At 43.6% G+C, this 18,452-nt stretch carries 15 protein-coding genes; all 15 read right to left on the bottom strand.

Features of this window, described 5'->3' with window-relative positions:
- Positions 1–55: 55 nt before the first annotated feature.
- The gene (locus tag IAQ59_RS09980) at positions 56–3,757 is read right to left on the bottom strand and encodes a sensor histidine kinase (RefSeq protein ID WP_209330663.1); all 3,702 of its coding nucleotides are present in this window, start codon (positions 3,755–3,757) and stop codon (positions 56–58) included.
- Positions 3,758–3,824: 67 nt separating this feature from the next.
- Positions 3,825–4,031, bottom strand: a complete 207-nt coding sequence (locus IAQ59_RS09975) for a hypothetical protein (RefSeq protein WP_209330852.1) — start codon at positions 4,029–4,031, stop codon at positions 3,825–3,827.
- 74 nt (positions 4,032–4,105) lie between these two features.
- Complete coding sequence (locus IAQ59_RS09970) at positions 4,106–4,663, bottom strand: DUF420 domain-containing protein (protein ID WP_209330662.1); 558 nt, start codon at positions 4,661–4,663, stop codon at positions 4,106–4,108.
- Positions 4,653–5,318 carry an SCO family protein gene (locus IAQ59_RS09965; RefSeq protein WP_209330661.1) on the bottom strand — a complete coding sequence of 222 codons (666 nt, stop codon included), beginning with the start codon at positions 5,316–5,318 and terminating at the stop codon, positions 4,653–4,655. The genes IAQ59_RS09970 and IAQ59_RS09965 overlap by 11 nt, the downstream gene beginning before the upstream one ends.
- A 222-nt stretch (positions 5,319–5,540) precedes the next feature.
- Positions 5,541–5,870, bottom strand: coding sequence for a cytochrome C oxidase subunit IV family protein (locus IAQ59_RS09960; RefSeq protein WP_209330660.1), 330 nt, complete (start codon positions 5,868–5,870; stop codon positions 5,541–5,543).
- Between the two features lie 19 nt (positions 5,871–5,889).
- On the bottom strand, positions 5,890–6,660 hold the full coding sequence (locus IAQ59_RS09955) for a cytochrome c oxidase subunit 3 (RefSeq protein WP_209330659.1): 771 nt from the start codon (positions 6,658–6,660) through the stop codon (positions 5,890–5,892).
- A 21-nt stretch (positions 6,661–6,681) separates the two neighbouring features.
- Positions 6,682–7,263, bottom strand: coding sequence for a cytochrome c oxidase subunit 3 (locus IAQ59_RS09950; RefSeq protein ID WP_209330658.1), 582 nt, complete (start codon positions 7,261–7,263; stop codon positions 6,682–6,684).
- Positions 7,263–8,168, bottom strand: coding sequence for a heme o synthase (cyoE, locus tag IAQ59_RS09945; RefSeq protein ID WP_209330657.1), 906 nt, complete (start codon positions 8,166–8,168; stop codon positions 7,263–7,265). Before cyoE ends, IAQ59_RS09950 begins: the two co-directional genes overlap by 1 nt.
- Positions 8,169–8,451: 283 nt before the next feature.
- Entirely contained in the window at positions 8,452–10,347 is a 1,896-nt protein-coding gene (locus IAQ59_RS09940; RefSeq protein WP_209330656.1) for a cytochrome c oxidase subunit I, read from the bottom strand.
- A 17-nt stretch (positions 10,348–10,364) separates the two neighbouring features.
- Positions 10,365–11,399 (bottom strand): cytochrome c oxidase subunit II, encoded by a 1,035-nt coding sequence (locus IAQ59_RS09935; RefSeq protein ID WP_209330655.1) that lies wholly within the window; start codon positions 11,397–11,399, stop codon positions 10,365–10,367.
- A 24-nt stretch (positions 11,400–11,423) separates the two neighbouring features.
- Entirely contained in the window at positions 11,424–12,713 is a 1,290-nt protein-coding gene (locus IAQ59_RS09930) for a quinol:cytochrome C oxidoreductase (RefSeq protein ID WP_209330654.1), read from the bottom strand.
- A gap of 2 nt (positions 12,714–12,715) precedes the next feature.
- Positions 12,716–13,339 carry a c-type cytochrome gene (locus tag IAQ59_RS09925; protein WP_209330653.1) on the bottom strand — a complete coding sequence of 208 codons (624 nt, stop codon included), beginning with the start codon at positions 13,337–13,339 and terminating at the stop codon, positions 12,716–12,718.
- Between the two features lie 104 nt (positions 13,340–13,443).
- On the bottom strand, positions 13,444–13,974 hold the full coding sequence (locus IAQ59_RS09920; RefSeq protein ID WP_209330652.1) for a DUF3341 domain-containing protein: 531 nt from the start codon (positions 13,972–13,974) through the stop codon (positions 13,444–13,446).
- A 2-nt stretch (positions 13,975–13,976) separates the two neighbouring features.
- A complete protein-coding gene (nrfD, locus tag IAQ59_RS09915) occupies positions 13,977–15,341 on the bottom strand; it encodes an NrfD/PsrC family molybdoenzyme membrane anchor subunit (RefSeq protein WP_209330651.1) in 1,365 nt (454 codons plus the stop codon).
- Positions 15,342–15,359: 18 nt separating this feature from the next.
- Positions 15,360–18,452, bottom strand: a complete 3,093-nt coding sequence (locus IAQ59_RS09910; RefSeq protein ID WP_209330650.1) for a TAT-variant-translocated molybdopterin oxidoreductase — start codon at positions 18,450–18,452, stop codon at positions 15,360–15,362.

Below are 18,452 nucleotides of genomic sequence, written 5' to 3'. Positions count from 1 at the left end.
GCGTGACTGAATAACCTCAGGCTAAAGTAATAAAATAAGACGGATTATCCTGATATTAAGTCAGAAGCGGAAATGCCAAGAAAAAAGAGGTACCTTCTCCGGCCTTGGTCTTGAACCATACGCGCCCCCCGGCTGTCTCTACTCCTCGCTTCGCAATGGCAAGACCCAATCCGGAGCCTTCGGACTTAGTACTGAAATTTGGTAAAAAGATTTTATTTTTCAGCTCCTCCGGAACACCTTTTCCATTATCCTTTACTTCAACTATTACCTCTTGGTCATATTGATCTAGCTCAACGCATATTTCGGGGATCCGGGATTTCTCTACTGCCTGAATTCCATTTATGATGAGGTTGGAAATTACCCTTCCAAACAATTTGGAATCTCCCATAATTGTAACCGGAATCTCCTTAGGCACCCGATCCACAAAGCTAAACCTTATATCTTCCCTATTGGCATACAACTCGACTACTTCATGGACCACCTTTCTAATATCCATCCTTTCGGTCTCCGGAAGGGGCATTTTAGCAAATGTGGAAAAAGAGGTGGCAATATCACTCAACACATCTACTTGGTGAATAAGTGTCTTTATCGGCTTCTCCAGTTTATCCGGGTCGTCCAGACGTCCTTCAGCTTGTAGCCGGAGCAAGTGCTGAAGGGTGAGTTTCATGGGAGTAAGTGGATTTTTAATTTCATGGGCTACCTGTTTGGCCATTTCCCTCCAGGCTGATTCCTTTTCATTGGAGGCCAACACTTTTTTACTGGCCTCTAACTTAGACAGCATATTGTTGTACTCACTCACCAAGAGCCCAATTTCATCCTTTGCAGGCCAATGCATGTATTCATTACTTTCCAGATTGGTAACCTTCAGCTTTTGGGTAAGCAGTTTAAAAGGAAGGGTCAGGTGTTTGGATATGATATAGGATATGGTCAAAAAGACGATAAACATTACCATAAAAATGATCAATATATTGCTAATCACGTCTGCTATAAGCTCATTGAGTTCTTCCTCCGACTCAAAGAAAGGTATGGCAATCACACGCTGTATCTGTTGACCTTCGGTGTCCCTAATCCCCAGATAAACCGTCTTATAACTCAGATTACCTACCTTTTCCTGAAGCAGAATTTGGCTATTTTGCGATTCAATAATCGCCTGATAGGCGTGTGGATTGATGTAATCAGAGAGGATCATTTTTTCAAAAATCCTCGGCTGATTACTGGCCAATAATCTCCCGGTTGGCATGTAGATATTTGCATCGGTATTAGTCGCCGATGCCAATGCATAGATCGCATCGATCAATTCATCCCGATCCAGCGGATCTGAAGCCGGAACTTCTAAAATTTTAGCCAAATTATCTCGAATAACCAATGCTTTATCAAAATATTGACGATGGAGGTCTTCGATATAAGATCTACTAAGAAAGCCAACCGCAACCACACTGATTACGATCATGGGGAAAAAGAAAGCGAAATTCAGGTAGAATTGTAGTTTGGTTGCATAGTTAAATTTGAAACGGTCTAAACTAAAAAAAACAGTGTACACAAGTACTGACAACAGGGTGAGCAACAAAAAGACTACAAAAAACATGGCTACGTCTGCATAGGCATAATGTGGTGAATATACAGGAGAGGAAACGACCACTACCTTACCTTCTCCCTGTATAGCTAGGTGGTGATACCCCTGTAAAACAATTCCAGAAGTATATAATTTCGGGTTTGTGAGCATACCTTCTAACTCCTCCAGCCGGTAATTGAATACCCCCGAACTAAACTGTAAAACCTCACCGTCAAAAACCGCATAATCCAACCACCGATCATTTGAATTAGAAGCGTACTTTTTGTCTACCAGTAGCTTTGGGAACACGCTATTGTCCATGATCCGCTGCTGCGTGAGTTCCAACATGATCGTACCAAGAAAATTCGCCTCCCGGTACATACTGATAAATGCGACAAACTTATTCGGACTTCCTGACTGCGTCCCTTTTACATAATACAGGTTCCTTACCGGTGTAGAAAAGTCACTATTCATATACTGGCTTCGGTATTCATCTAACGACAGACTTGATTCCCTATGGGTCAGACTCTCACCCGATCGGTTAAATACCCGCACCACAGACACGAAATTATCTAGGTAATTTGTAAGGTATATTTTCTTGATCTTTTGTTCTACTGGGTCTTTGGAAAGCGAGGGATCTGCCATCCTGCTTTTGATAAAAAGATCACTTCCAATGTTTTCAATGACTTCTCCTAACAGGTAATTACCCATTATGTCATCCTCCAGCATCACATAATCGGCAAAACTCCGCTTAGTTTGTACCGATTGCATGCGGGTATGGTGATATGATGCCGCGCCAATAATCACCGCGCCGATCAAGCATCCAAAGAAAAAGGTCAGAAACGCCTCCAGTCCGATGTGAAACACCTTCTTGTATAATTGCAGGCCTATAATAGTCGCTACTAATATAAAATGGCCCAAAAAAGCAATCAAAAATTCCCTGTCCATAAAAAAAAGGTAAGCGGAAATCGGAATAGAGAGATAAAGAAGCGTATTCAATGCGGCCTTTTTCCCTACCATCCCTTTGTACAATACCATATTGAGGGAAATGATCGTAAACAAAAAATAAATCATCCCACCAATAAATATAATTACCAAACTAATGCCAGTTAGCATGTTAAAGTTTGGCAGCGAATGAATATTGATATTCCACTGAGAGTTTTGAACAATATCCAAATAGAGCGCAAAAAAAAGCCCCAAGCACAGCATACTCAAAAGCAGGGCGAGGACAAAAACCCAAAACTCGGATAACTGCTGACGAAACATCCGAAAAGAGACCAACACTCTTTTGGTCCCCCAATGGATGAAGAGCATCATCAATACCGTAGCGACACAAACCACGTTTAGGAAAAGGTCTCCAAGGCTAGGGTTAAGGGCAGAAGAGGCATACTGACTTGGACTGAATAACTCGGTTTCAAAAAAACCTTGCGGAAAACTGAAAAAGAGCATTAATAAACGGATCGTTGCGAAGATCAGCGCTGTGTAGAAAGTGGCTGTCAGTCGGTGCCCTCTCACCCAGAGTGTCCTAAGGAAACTGCCACCCAATAAAGCCACCAAGCCCAAAAGAGAAAAGAAAAAGATCAGTAGCGTTGAATTGCCTGAATGACCGGCCGATTCATACCCAACACGAAAAAAAACAGAATATAAGTACTCACTGCCATAGGTTATTTTGGTGTATCCCTCTAAAATATCCTCAGATAAAATAAACCGATCATTTCCAAAAACGTCCTGATTGATACCTGCCTGAAGGTATTCATTTTCAATCTCAACGTGGTCTATAAGCGGATACACCTGAAGTACCCAATATTCAACCGAATTCCTGTTTAATTTGCGGAGCTTGGAAAAATAAACACCCTTTTTATTTTCAACAAGCTGATATTTCCGGTTGGTCAAAAAATCTTGAAAAGAAGGTATCATGGTAATATCTGACCAGTAAACCAGCTCTCCATCTAAGGAAAAAAGATAAAATGCATGCTTGGTTTCCGAATTTAGCGTCAGAAAACTCACCTGCTTATCCGGCCGATTGTTCATGAGTAGCTGTATGTAATCCTCGTCAAAATCCCGAATTACCTCGCCCATCTTATCTTCCAGCGCCTTCGAGTATTCGGCTTCTCCACCATCACCGCTCAATACAAAATTTATCGCCAGCACTACCCCTAAAAGTAGAATTGAGACAATGATGACAATCCTTAATCGCTTCAGCATAACCCTTAAACCAAAAAGCAAAGCGCTAGGTAGGCTTTGCTTTTCATTTTATCTTTTTATCACTCACTCAATACGCAGCTCGCTTCTTCATTTTGGCATTTCTATACCAAAAGTATCCGATTATCATCGCTAAGAGATAGGGAGCTGCAAAAAGGTACAGAATACCCATATTAAGACCGGCCCCAACGGTCGTGTCTCCACTGCTTACATTGTTCTCGATGGTGGCCCTGCACATCGCACATTGTGCACTAACATTAGGCAAATATGCTGCCATAAGAAACAACAACAAAGAAATAGATCGAATTAAAAGCTTCATGTATACTTCAACGAGTTAATTAGGCAATAGGTTTAATGGACATAATAAGGGCTGATCATCAAATACACGACCACACCGGTCACTGTCACATAGAGCCAGATCGGAAATGCAAATTTGACGATTTTGCGGTGTTTTTCCAACTTGTCAGCATATCCATAATAGTACGCCAATAAAATGGGAAACAAAGCTACCGCAGCCAACACAATATGGGTAATCAACAAAAAGTAATATACAGGCCTAATCCAACCCTCTCCACCAAAGGAAGTGCTCTCCGCAGCCGCATGATACACCACATAGGATACTAAAAAGATAGCTCCTAAGACAAAAGCCACCGTCATTGCCGCCTTATGCAGACCGATATTCCCACGCTTAATGAAGACAACCCCTGAAAGTAATGCAAAAGTTGCAGCCGTATTAATCACCGCGTTTAGGTGAGGTAAAAAATATACCCAATCAGCACCTACATCCACCTTTGAAGGCATAAATAGCAACAATGCTACCACAACCGGTACAGCCACTGAAATGGCAGTGATCCAACGGAGAATTACCGATTCACTACCTGACGTATAAGTTATTTTACTACTTCCCATATAATAAGACTTTTGTTTCCAATATTAGTTCGTCCACTCCCTCTCTATTCGTTCCACTATAGTATCCCCTTATTCGTCCTAATTCATCTACAAGAACAAACTTATCGGAATGAACAAAATCATCTGGACTCGTGCCACCATCAACTGTTGGCAAAACAAATCCACAACGAGCCAATTCATAGGTTTGTTCACGGGGACCTGTCAAGAAAAACCACCTTCCTTCCTTTGCACCGTGCTGTGCAGCATACCGTGACAACACTTCCGGTGAATCATGGTCCGGATCTATGGAAATCGAATAAATCTGAAACAACGGCTCATCTCGAAAGGCATCCTGCACCCGCTCCATTTCCTTAGACATCACGGGACAGATACTTGGACAACTGGTAAAAAAGAAATCCACAATGGTAATCTTTCCTTCCATTTCCTTCCTACCCTTAGCTAGGGAATCTTGATCCACAAACGTAAAATCCGGAATCACATGCTGCCCTGTCGAAGTGTAGTTACAATCATCGTATGGATCCTCCACTCCATTCTCATAAAATATCGGGATAGAATAGGTATTCGTGGAAAACCCCTTCAAAAACAAGATAATCAATATAGGTATCATCAATATACACAACAATACCAAAATCTGTAAAAACCTCAATCCTTTCATTTATTCCAAGTTAACATCATTAGGTGCTCCGGTCAGAGGGGAAAGCCGCGTAATAGGAAATCCATTCTCCCATTTCTTGCGGCTTTCGCTTGCTTATTCCCTTTCTAAACCTGTACACACGTCAATTGGCAACAAGCTGTGCCTTCATACACCATATAAACAAAAAACAGGTTGAAGAGTCACCCCAACCTGCTAAATTATTTTAGAAAATCCTAAATCGGCCTACCAACGCATGTCCAGGATATCGGCTCCTTCTCTCATCAATGCGATTACCAACCAAACCAAGAAAATCAAGGGTACGATGATTGAATAAAACAAGGGCTTCGCTTCCTCACCCAAGTGCATAAATTCCATCATAATGTAATAGGCCTTTACGATCGTTAGTACAATAAATATCACGTAAAGCAGGATGCCCCGAGGCATGGTAAATGCAAACAAGAATTCTACTGCTGTAATAATGAACAACAAGAGCGCTGTCATCCAGATCTTTTTGATCTTGGCGTTGTCTCTCGGGATTACCTCAAGGGTTCTTTTATTCTCTTGTGAAGCCATAGTATAAATTCGTTAATCGTTAAATCAAATAGAAAAAGGTAAACACAAATACCCAAACAAGGTCTACAAAATGCCAATACAAACCGATCTTCTCTACCATCTCATAGTGCCCTCTCTGCTCGTAAATGCCTACTGCGGACTGATAGAAAGCAAGAAAAAGCAAAAATACACCAACTGTTACGTGAAAGCCATGGAATCCAGTGATAAAAAAGAACAATTGGGCAAAAGGCGCTGGACCATACTCATTTACCACCAAATTTGCCCCATGCACCGTCTCGGAGACAACATTGCTCAGTGAATTAACGTAAGTAAGCAAACTCCCTTCATCTGTTCCATGTATAAAGTGCGTCCACTCCCAAGCCTGACAGCTAAGAAACGTCGCCCCACCCAACAACGTCCACAATAGCCACTTTGTAACATCATTCCGATCATTTCTGTGCCCTGCTTCTACCGCCAATACCATCGTCACGGAGCTGAGAATCAAAATAAACGTCATTAAACCAACAAACACCAACGGAAAATGCCCCCCGTGTACAAACGGAATCGCATCAAAGATCATCTCGGGAATGGGCCAATATTCATTGGAACTAACGAAGTCCGCTGATGCTCCCTCATAAGCCGGATAACTCATTCGGATAGCACCATACGTAATCAAAAAAGCACCAAAAGTGAATATATCAGAAAGCAGGAAAAACCACATCATGAGTTTCCCATAACTAGCTTTCAATGGTTCATTCCCACCTCCCCATACACCTCGTTTTGAGTTGATTTCTATAGCAGTCGAAGACATAATGTAACGTTTATTAAATAATTAATGATTCAGAAGAAGAAACATAAACAAATACAACCAAAGCCCACCCAGAAAATGCCAATAAGTGACGCACATTTCCATCTGCGGCAGATTCCTGGAGTGCACCTGATATCTAAAGGACGAAATTAATACAATAATTAGAAATATCACACCACTGATCAAATGTAATGCATGCAAGCCAGTGAAAATATACAGGAACGAGCCGGAGGGATTGCCCACGAAATAAACGTCCCTGTCTACCAACGCTACCCAGCTGTACCATTGTCCTACCAGAAAAATAAGCCCCAAAACCGATGTAATAACCAACGCCGCCTTTAGCTGATCAAAAGAGTCCTTCTTGGCAGCTATATAAGCCCAATGAAGGCTAATACTACTAAGCACGATAACACCCGAGGTATACCACAAAATATCCGGTAGATCAAACTCCAGCCAATTGCCTTCTGCCTGTCTGACAATATAGGCTGAAGTCATCGACGCAAAAATCATCACTACGGTAACGATAAAAAGCCACAAGGCAAATTTCTTGGGATGCATCGAAAGCGGTTGCTCCGCCTCTTCTATAAATGCTAGTTTCTCTTCCATTACCCTACCTTATCTAGTAAATAGGCTATTTGAACAATCGGCAAATACAGGAATGATCCGAACATAATCTTGAGTGCAGATTTCCTGGAGCAATCACGCATCAGCGAGAAGGTTTGAGCCAAAAACAATACCCCACATATAGTAGCTACAATCCCTGAATTTAGCCCGGTCAATCCAAAGTAGGTTGGCAATAGACCTAAAGGCAAGAGAAACAGCGTGTACACCATTATTTGTATAGCCGTATTTAAATCTTTACCTCCGCCGGAGGGTAACAATTTAAACCCCGCGCGTTTATAATCTTCATCGCTGACCCAAGCGATCGCCCAGAAATGTGGAAATTGCCAGATAAACTGAATGCCAAAGATAATCAATGCTTCGTAGGTTACCGCCCCTGTAGCCGCAGTCCAACCCAATAGCGGAGGCATCGCACCGGGGATAGCCCCAACCAAAACCGCAATAGGGCCTACACGCTTAAGAGGTGTGTAAACGAAAATATACAATACCATACTGAGTATACCCAAATAGGTAGTAAGGGGATTGGTAAATGCCCACAATGTGAGAACCCCAACCACAGCCGTAATAATCGTAAACCACTGGGCTTCCTGCAAGGAAATCAAATTCATGGGCAGTGGCCTTGATTGGGTTCGTTTCATAAGGCGGTCCAAGTCCCTCTCTAAAATTTCATTCGCCGAACCGGACGCCCCACTGATCAAAAATCCGCCTACGATCAACCCTATCAAACCAGCCCAAGAAAAACCAGGAGCCGAATGGCCAAGTACAAACCCGAAAACAGCAGAAAAGGTGACCAAGGCTGAGAGCCTGAATTTTAAAAGATCCGAATAAGCCCTAAGCCTGACGGACAGTAAACTCCAGAATGTACTATCAGATATATTTACACTGTTCATTTTTATCGAGGCAATTAAATCACACGAAACCTTGCGAAATGAATGTGACATGCGAACAGACCATTGATGAAGAACGGAACAAGACCACTTCATCAGGAACCTGCCTTAACTCAGGAAAGGATATATGACCCAAATTCGACCGGGAAATAGCCTATTCATTGTTACAACTACGGGAGCTGGGAAAAACATAAAGAATCACCCAGCTCCCAAATAAATCACTTCTACTGATGTGCTGTTTTGGCTTAGAATTAATACCCAAAGCCAAAAAGATCAACATTTGAAGTTAATGGCTGCCTTTACTTTCATGTGCTACCAACACATTCTCCTCCTCCGCTATGATTTCCCTCTCCAACTTCACCAAACGCTCTTCATGGGGTAGATTGGACTCAGGTGTAGCCGATAGTGGCACAGTTTGAGGAATAAAATCCTCCTTTGCACCTGGCTTAGAGTAATCATAAGGCCACCGATAAACCGCAGGAATCTCTCCGGGCCAGTTTCCGTGTCCTGGATGCAAAGGTGTGGTCCATTCCAAGGTATTTGATTGCCAAGGATTAAGTGACGCCTTTCTTCCTCTATACATGCTATAGAAGAAATTAAACAAGAAAATGAACTGCGCCGCAAAGGTGATTATAGCCGCCGCCGAAACGAACATGTTCAAATCGGTGTACATGTCGGAGAAGGAAAAGGTAGACCAACTGTAATATCTTCTAGGGAACCCGGCTATTCCAATGTAATGCATTGGAAAGAAAACCATGTACACACCTACGAAGGTTAACCAGAAATGTACTGAACCCAATTTCTCGTCCATCATTCTACCAAACATCTTAGGGAACCAATGATATACCCCTGCCATCAAACCAAAGAAAGAGGCTGAACCCATCACCAAGTGAAAGTGTGCTACCACAAAGTAGGTATCGTGTAACTGGATATCAATCGCTGAATTGCCCAAGAAAATACCGGTAAGTCCGCCTGATATGAAAAATGAAACCAATCCTATTGAGAACATCATCCCCGTAGTAAATCGAAGATTGCCCTTCCAGAGCGTAGTAAGGTAATTAAATACCTTAACCGCTGAAGGAACCGCAATAATCAGCGTCAGGAACATGAAGATAGACCCTAGGAAAGGGTTCATCCCAGAGACAAACATGTGATGAGCCCAAACGACAAAAGATAAAATCGTGATGCCTAACATGGAAATGATCATTGCCTTATATCCAAAGATCGGCTTCCTCGCATTGGTAGCAATCACCTCGGAGGTTATGCCCAATGCAGGCAAAAGAACGATATACACCTCAGGGTGACCCAAAAACCAGAATAAATGCTGGTATAATACAGCACTTCCACCCGTATTGGGCAACGCCTCACCACCGATATAAATGTCTGAGAGATAGAAACTGGTTCCGAAACTTCTGTCAAAGACCAATAACAAAGCAGCAGAAAACAACACAGGGAAGGAAAGTAATCCAATTACCGCTGTGAGGAAAAACGCCCACACGGTCAATGGAAGCCTGGAAAAGGACATTCCTTTCGTCCGCAAATTAATGACCGTCGTAATGTAATTAATACCGCCCAAAAGCTGAGAAGCAATGAAGAACACCATCGCTACCAACCAAAGTGTCATCCCAAGACCTGAACCGGGCATGGCTTGTTCGAGTGCTGAAAGAGGCGGATAAACCACCCATCCACCCGAGGCCGGGCCGGTCTCTATGAACAAGGATATAAACATCAATACACCGGAGAGAAAAAAGAACCAATAGGACAACATGTTCATAAAGCCGGAAGCCATATCCCGTGCACCTATTTGGAGGGGTATCAGGAAATTAGAAAAAGTACCACTCAGTCCGGCAGTCAATACAAAAAACACCATGATGGTTCCATGCATCGTCACCAGTGCCAAGTAGAAATTTGGGTCTAACTGACCTGTCTCCGTAATCCATCCTCCTAAAAGCGGACGCAGAAATTCCAAGTTTAAATCCGGAAAGCCTAGCTGAAGCCTAAAGAGAATAGAAAGAAATCCACCTATCAAAGCCCAAAATATCCCGGTAATCAAGAACTGTTTACCGATCATCTTATGGTCAGTCGTAAAGATGTATTTCGTTATGAAGCTGTCTGAGTGCTCATGGTCATGATGATCGTCATGTGTAGAAACACTATGCGCTGATACGTTAGCTACCGCCATATTCTTGTTATTTAATATTACTTACTTTCAACTGATGAAGTTTCCACCGCTAACTGATCTGGGGCAGAAGTTTCTACCACCAAACTGGGATTAGCGTCTACAAAGGTTCGTTGCTCATTGAACCACTGTCTATATTCGTCCGGCTCAACCACGGTGATTATCCGTTTCATTGAAAAATGGCCGCTGCCACATACCTCCGTACAGGCTATTTCATATTCAAATTCTTCATCTCCGAGTTCCGCTCGCATTTCTGCTGTTGTCTTGGTAGGTACAAACCAAAATCGGGTGGGCATTCCCGGAACTGCATCCATTTTCAATCTCATGTGGGGAGCAAAAACTGAATGCAATACGTCCCTCGCACGAATCTTAAATAAAACCGGTTCACCTTTAGGAATCACTACAGACTGAGATGGAAAATCATCTCGGGAGTTTTGATCAGTGAAATCTATTCCTCTAGAATTCGTTGCGTTGATCAACCGATAATCGTAATCGCCTAAAATACCATCCTTTCCAGGATACCTCACCTCCCAAGCAAACTGGTAACCCATCAGTTCTACTTCATGGGCTCCCTCTGGCGCCGGAGAAGTAATGTCAGTCCAAGCCTTCCAGCCAGAGATAACCAAAACGGTCAAAACGACCGCTGGAACAAGTGTCCAAATAATTTCCAGTTTGTTATTATCTGGGTAATAGGTAGCCCGCTTCTTCTCATTGTATTGATACTTGTAACTAAACCAAAACAAAAGGATATGAGTAAGAATAAAAATGAAACCAGTCACTGCCATGGTGATCCAGAAAAGCTGATCCGTTACCACGCCATGCTCAGAGGCTACAGGCAATTGATAATTATCGAACTCTTTTATAGAATACCAAAACATTAAGATACCTGTACCAATTAAAAAGACCATCATCAAGAAGGCATTCACCTTATTGGTATTCCCTGTAAATTTACCTTCTGTTCCCTTTGCGACAGAAATGAGCGTCTGCACCCTAAATACCATCCAAATAACAGACAGCAGAAGAACAACACCTATAGTAATAAGAAATCCGTACATAATAATCGTTTTTTCGGAGAAGATTTAAATGTGATGATGGAGACTTTCCTCCAACATAGGGTGGTTTTTGGCGACAAGCCTTGTTTTGGCTAGATTAGTGAGAACGACCAGCGTAAACCCAGCAGCATAAACCAAAAGCATTCCTATTTCCATAAACCCTAATCCGCCATTGTGTCCCAAAGTTCCAGGCTGAACCATCAAGAAGAAATCCAACCAATGTCCAAATAAGATCAGTGTACACACCAGCTTTAGAAATACACCATGCCTCTTGGAATCTCTTGTCATTAAAACCAAGAACGGAAGAACAAAGTTTAGAATGATATTTACAAAAATAAACCCACCATACACATCACTTGACAATCTTTCAAGAAAGTAAACCGACTCTTCAGGAATGTTTGCATAGTAGATTAACAAAAACTGAGAAAACCAGATGTAAGTCCAAAAAATAGAAAATGCAAATACAAATTTTCCGAGGTCATGAATATGGTTTTGATTTACCATAGGTAAGTATCCTAGATCCTTCAAAAAGAGCGTCACAAGGGTGATCGCAGAAAGCCCGGCTACAAACCAAGAAGCAAAAACATACCATCCGAACAAGGTAGAAAACCAGTGGGTGTCGATTGACATAACCCAATCCCAAGCACTTATAGAAGAGGAAACTGCAAAGAACACTAAAAATATGGCCGCCCATTTTCGGATTTGAAACCAATATTTATCTCCCCCGTTGATATCCTCTTGATTTGATAGCGATTTCAACTTGTTAAAGAAGAAAACCCAAAAACCGAAGAAAACAACCATTCTCACAATATAAAATATCGGAAAAGAGCCTTTTTCCATGGGCCAATAGAAGAAACTTCCCTTACCATCAATTATTCGGTCGTAATTGGCCGCATCGGCTTTATCATACACGTAGCTGTGGGTCCAGTGGAACAGGTCATGGCTAGCGACGAAAAAGGTAACGATCATCAATATAGCGGCTATCGGAAGCCAATGACCGAAAGAGATCATAATCCGTACCAATGGAGCAGACCAACCCGCCTGTGCAGCGTACTGAATGGCAAAGAAAAATACGCCAATGATGGCAATACCTGTGAAATACACATTGTTGATCCACAAATTAGCCCACAACCGTTGTGACCAGTGAAACGCATGCCCTGAAGCTTCGTCACCATGTCCGTGGCCTCCAAAGATACCTGCCAAAATGCCGATCACAAGCAAAACAGCTCCTGCCAAACCGACCATAATGACGGTTTTCCTGATCGCATCGCTAAAATCAAATTTTTGATCAAGATTATAGTTTGTAACTTGTGCCATTATTATTTCTGAATTTCTTGTTTAACATAGTGCACGATTTTCCATCTGCGTTCGATGGACATCTGAGAACCATGGGCTCCCATCCTACCTTTTCCGTGAGTGATCACATGGAAAATATGCCCCTCGGGCAATACCTTATAAGCGCCTCCCTTTAAGTTAGCTACACCACCGATAACCTCACCTACCTTACCATCACCCTCTCCTTGAGCACCATGGCAGGCTGAACAATACTGCAGGTACAATTGGCCTCCTTCTGCCAGCACCTCGTCCGTTAACTCTACAGGGTTCTCAACCAACGCGGCTCCTTCAAGATCAGCTACTCTGAGCCGGTAAGGCAGAATACCGTTTTTATTCCTTGGAACGGTATTGGCTACAGGCTCCCGCATATTCATTCCGTGTGGATTATGAGGGTTGCTATTAAAAAACTCTCCCTTGCCATCCTCCCGATTTGACAGCCATTGGCCTGCGTCCTCGCTTTTGATTTGGGTTAAGGGCTCATATGCAACAGAATGATACATCTGAGACGCATACTCAGTACCAGGATAGTCACCGGATGCACTGCATGAAGCCAAGGCAAGCGAAGCTCCTGCTACGGATAATACATAAATGGACGTTATGAATTTCATGTGCTTATATTTTCTTTTCACCGAACAAATGAAATCTCGCATGATTGATGGTAACCCAGAGTTAGGTGATTATCGTATGCTCAATTCCATCTTTCATAAATTACCTATTCAAAACTTTTATTATTAACCTCGGTAGCACCGGCAGTTTTAAGCACCTCTACGATGGCTTCCTGCTGAAGACTTCCATTCATTGCCAAATCAATCGCCATGACGTGCTTATCATCGGTACTCCTCAAATCAAAAATCCGTGGCTTGCCCCAAGGTTTTAAATTACTCGTAACCATGAAAACGCCCACCATACCAAAGGCCGCTAACAACACCGTCATCTCAAAGGTAACAGGGATAAAGGTAGGAAGAGATGCGAAATTTTTACCTCCAATAATCATGGGCCAATCAAATTTCATCATATAAAACTGCATGGTAAGTGCCAGCGTCGTTCCAAGCATTCCAAACAAAAACGCCGCAATCGGCAGACGACTTCTTCGATAGCCTAGTTCCTCATCCAATCCGTGAACCGGATAAGGGGAGTATACTTCATGAATCCTCACGCCACTACCTCTAACTTGCTTTACAGCATGAAGAAGAACGTCCTCATCATCAAATATTCCAAGTACAAAGTTTTTATCTCGTTCCATGATTATTTAGTTACTTTTTCTGATGAAGACTTCAATACCGATTTAACTTCTGCCATGTTAATAACAGGGAAGAACTTCGCAAACAACAAGAAACACGTGAAGAACAACCCAAAAGTGAACATGTAAACCCCTACATCGGTGATCGTCGGATAAAACATCACCCAAGAAGACGGAAGAAAGTCTCTGTGCAGGGAGGTAACGATAATCACAAAGCGTTCAAACCACATCCCAATATTCACCACAATAGAAAGGATGAATGTGGCAGCAATGGAGGTTCTAATTTTTTTGAACCAAAAAAGCTGAGGGGAAATCACATTACAGGTCATCATGGACCAGTACGCCCACCAATAAGGGCCAAACATCCGATTGACGAATGCATATTGCTCCGCCGCTACGCCGGAATACCATGCGATGAAAAACTCCGTGATATAGGCGATACCTACAATGGAACCAGTGATGATGATTACAATATTCATCAGTTCAATGTGGGTAATCGTAATGTAGTCCTCCAACTTGAATACCTTTCTAGTAACGAGCATAAGCGTCAACACCATCGCAAATCCGGAAAAAATCGCACCAGCAACGAAGTAAGGCGGGAAAATTGTCGTGTGCCATCCAGGGATTACCGATGTGGCAAAGTCAAAGGATACAATGGTGTGTACCGAAAGCACGAGTGGAGTAGCCAAACCAGCAAGGATCAACGAAACAGATTCATACCGCATCCAAGTTTTCGCGGCACCATCCCAGCCAAAGCTCAGGGCGCCGTAAATCGCTTTTCGGATTCCCGTGGCACGATCTCGGATAGTAGCAAAATCAGGGATTAGACCGATGTACCAGAAAACAAGGGAGACTGAAAAATAAGTTGAAATTGCAAACACGTCCCAAAGCAACGGAGAGTTGAAGTTTACCCAAAGTGACCCATAGGTGTTCGGCAATGGCAATGCCCAGATAGCCCCAATCCAAGGCCTACCCATGTGAATCAACGGGAAAAGCGCGGCACATATTACGGCGAAAATCGTCATAGCTTCCGCGGCTCGATTGATGGATGTTCTCCACTTTTGGCGGAACAACAGCAGCACCGCCGAAATAAGGGTTCCCGCGTGACCAATACCTACCCACCACACAAAGTTGGTGATGTCCCACGCCCAACCTACTGTCTTGTTTAAACCCCACATACCAATCCCTTCCCAAAGGGTGGCGACAAGTGCCAAGGAACCAAGCAAAAGCGTACCAACTGCAACAGCCAAGCCTAGGAGCCAACCAACCGTGGGCTTTCCCTCCACTTGCCGGGCAACGTCATTGGTAACGTCCTTGTAAGTCTTACCACCGGTAACCAGCGGCTCTCGTACGGATGAAGTAACCTGCATATCTAAGTTATTAATGATTTAAGCTTCGTTTTTGTCCTTGTTTCTAATTTTGGTGAAGTACCAAACGTTAGGGCTAACGTTAATCTCCTCCAACACGTGATAAGCGCGCTCCTCATTGACCTCTTTGATCGCTGAATCTGTATTCTCTTGAATCTTGAGCAATTTGGAAACCCTTGATTGCGGGTCATTCATATCACCAAACACCAAGGCCTCCGATGGACAGGCAACGGCACAGGCAACATTGATCTCTCCATCCTGTATCTTACGACGCTCCTTCTTAGCTGCTAGCTTGCCTGCTTGTATTCGCTGTACGCACATGGAACATTTCTCCATCACGCCTCGAGCTCTAACAGTCACGTCAGGGTTAAGGACCATTTTGCCCAAATCATCGTTCTGAGCGGTGTTCACACCCGCAAAGTCTTTATTGTCATGGTATTTGAACCAATTGAACCGACGTACTTTGTATGGACAGTTATTGGCGCAATAACGGGTACCAATACACCGGTTATAGGTCATTTGGTTGAGACCCTCTGAACTGTGGGTTGTAGCCACTACCGGGCAAACAGTCTCACAAGGAGCATTATTACAGTGCTGACACATCATCGGCTGGAAAGTCACTTCCGGATTATCCGCCGCCTGTTCCAATTCCTTATTCTCTGTAGCCCCTTGTGGAGAGCTGTAATATCGATCAATTCGAATCCAAGCCATCTCACGGCGGTTAAGCACTTCCTGCTTACCTACAACGGCTACGTTATTTTCCACCTGACAGGCAACCGTGCACGCGCCACAACCTGTACAAGAGTTCATGTCAATGGCTAAACCCCAGTGATGTTGGCTGTACTTGTGTCCAGACCAAAGGGAAATCTTAGAAGGTTTTACAAACTCTCCCTCTTTGTAGATTTCAGGCTTATATCGGCCTGCACTGGGATCCTGCTGATATTCCCCAAGGGTAGCTTCCTGAATTACAAACTCCCTTCCCATATAAGTTTGATGGGTTTGGGTTTGGGCAATCCGATAGCTTTCCGAGGTAAGTTCTATGCTCACGCCTTCTGTAATGTCATAATTGACGAAGCCTTGCGCTGTTTGAAGAAATGGGTAAGCGTTGACTCCCACACCTTCGGCAACCCTACCAGCTATTGTGCGGCCATATCCAAGCGCCAAACCAACAGTTCCATCAGCCTGACCAGGTTGCACCAACACGGGAACGGTGACTGTGATACCGTTCACGGTAAGATTGGCAGTCTTAGTCCCCCCCTCAAACATCTTGAGTCCATTCTCATTTGCCCAACGTTGGGAAACCGTCAAATAGTTGTCCCAAGTCGCTTTGGAGATTGGATCGGGCATCTCCTGTAGCCAAGGGTTATTTGCAAACACCCCTGAACCGATACCCACTTTTGAATAAATCGCTAGTTCTACACCGGCATTATCCGCCTTGTAGGTTCTTCCTATCGCAGCAACTGCACTTTCTATACCTCCTACGGGAGCTACGGCTTCTGAAGCCTCTATGGGTACTACAAAAACGCCATTGTGTAGGCAGGTATCCCAGAACTGCTGGAAATCAGCTGATTCCTCTTGATTTGCGAAAAACTGCTCGTTCCAGTTTGACCGGATAAAGTCATAGTAGCTGCTGCTACTTCCGGACCATTTTAGAAAACTCTCCTGCGCCTGCCGGGTATTAAAAAGTGGCGAGATAGTTGGCTGTGCCAAGCTATATTCCCCTACCTTCGGATTGTAATCATTCCAGCTTTCCAAGTAATGATGATCCGGCGCCACATACTGCACCAACGTAGACGTTTCATTTTTAGCTTCACTCGTAGCCACTGATACCTTTGCTTTACCGATGGCGTCTGCCAAGGCAGCACCTTGCGCCGCATCGTATACCGGGTTACAATTGTAGAATATGACCCCTCCAACTTTGCCTCCAGCGAGGTCTGCTACAAACTTGCTCATTTGTGCATCATCCCCTTTTCTAAAATGGGCCGCCTTCGCAAAGTTCACTGTACTTCCGTTATTACCAAGCAGCTCATTGATCGCATGGATAATGACTTGTACGTTCGGATCGTTTGACCCTGATACGACTATTGAGCTTCCTCTGTTAGCCCAAAGCTCCTCGGCCGCCTTTGCCAAATGGGCTATATCAACTGCTGTACCAGCTACGGAAGCAGCACCTGCTTTTTTCGCAATCAAATTATAAAGCGCCAAAACGGCTAAACCACTCTGAGAAGGCCTGATAGGTGTACGATAATCCGCATTGGCCCCGGTAAGTGAAAGATTAGACTCAAATTGGAAATGACGGGACATCGTCGCATTACCCTTGGAGATTTTTCTCCCTTTGCTATACTGCTTTGTAAACTCAATGGGCGAAATCCATGTACCCAAAAAATCAGCCCCAAAACTGACGATAACCTTGGCGTTGTCGAAATGGTAGGAAGGCAAAGCTTTTACACCATAATACGCCTCACTGGCTTTGGTAATCCCGTAGTTGGAAATTGGGTCGTAGGTTATCACTTCTACGTCACCCATGGCTTCGGAAAATGCAGCGATTGCTCTTTCGGTGGAAGGAGAAAGGATGGTATTGGTTACTATCTTTATAGAGCCCGCACTTCTAAACTTACTTCCTAGCTCAGAATCTAATGTTGCCCAATCGGATGGCTGTCCACCGATCATAGGCGCCGTATAGCGTTGCTTATCATACAAGGAAAGAACAGATGCCTCCACGATGGCATTCGTACCGCCTTGCGTAATAGAGGAGAGTTCGTTTCCATCCACTTTGATCGGACGTCCTTCTCTGGTTTTCACGACCACCGACGCATAATCTCCACCCGAAGCGAAACTGGTGGCATAAAAGTTTGGAACCGAAGGATCTAGATCAACAGGCTTGTTCACATAAGGAATGGCTTTTCTTACAGGTGCCTCGCAAGCAGCCAAAGATGCCGCTGCAACACTAAAACCCATGAGTTTCAAAAAGTCTCTACGGGATGGCGTGCCGTCTTCATTGGATTTGTGCAAAGGAAGGTTTTCGGGAAACTCCCTATCTGCATTTTTCACAAACTCGGGATCATTGGTTAGTTGCTCCAACCCTTTCCAGTATGTCTTTTTAGTATCTTTCAT

Origin of the sequence: Lunatimonas salinarum (assembly GCF_017811155.1) — a bacterium.
Lineage (GTDB): Bacteria > Bacteroidota > Bacteroidia > Cytophagales > Cyclobacteriaceae > Lunatimonas > Lunatimonas salinarum.
This window is presented reverse-complemented; position numbering and strand designations above follow the sequence as displayed.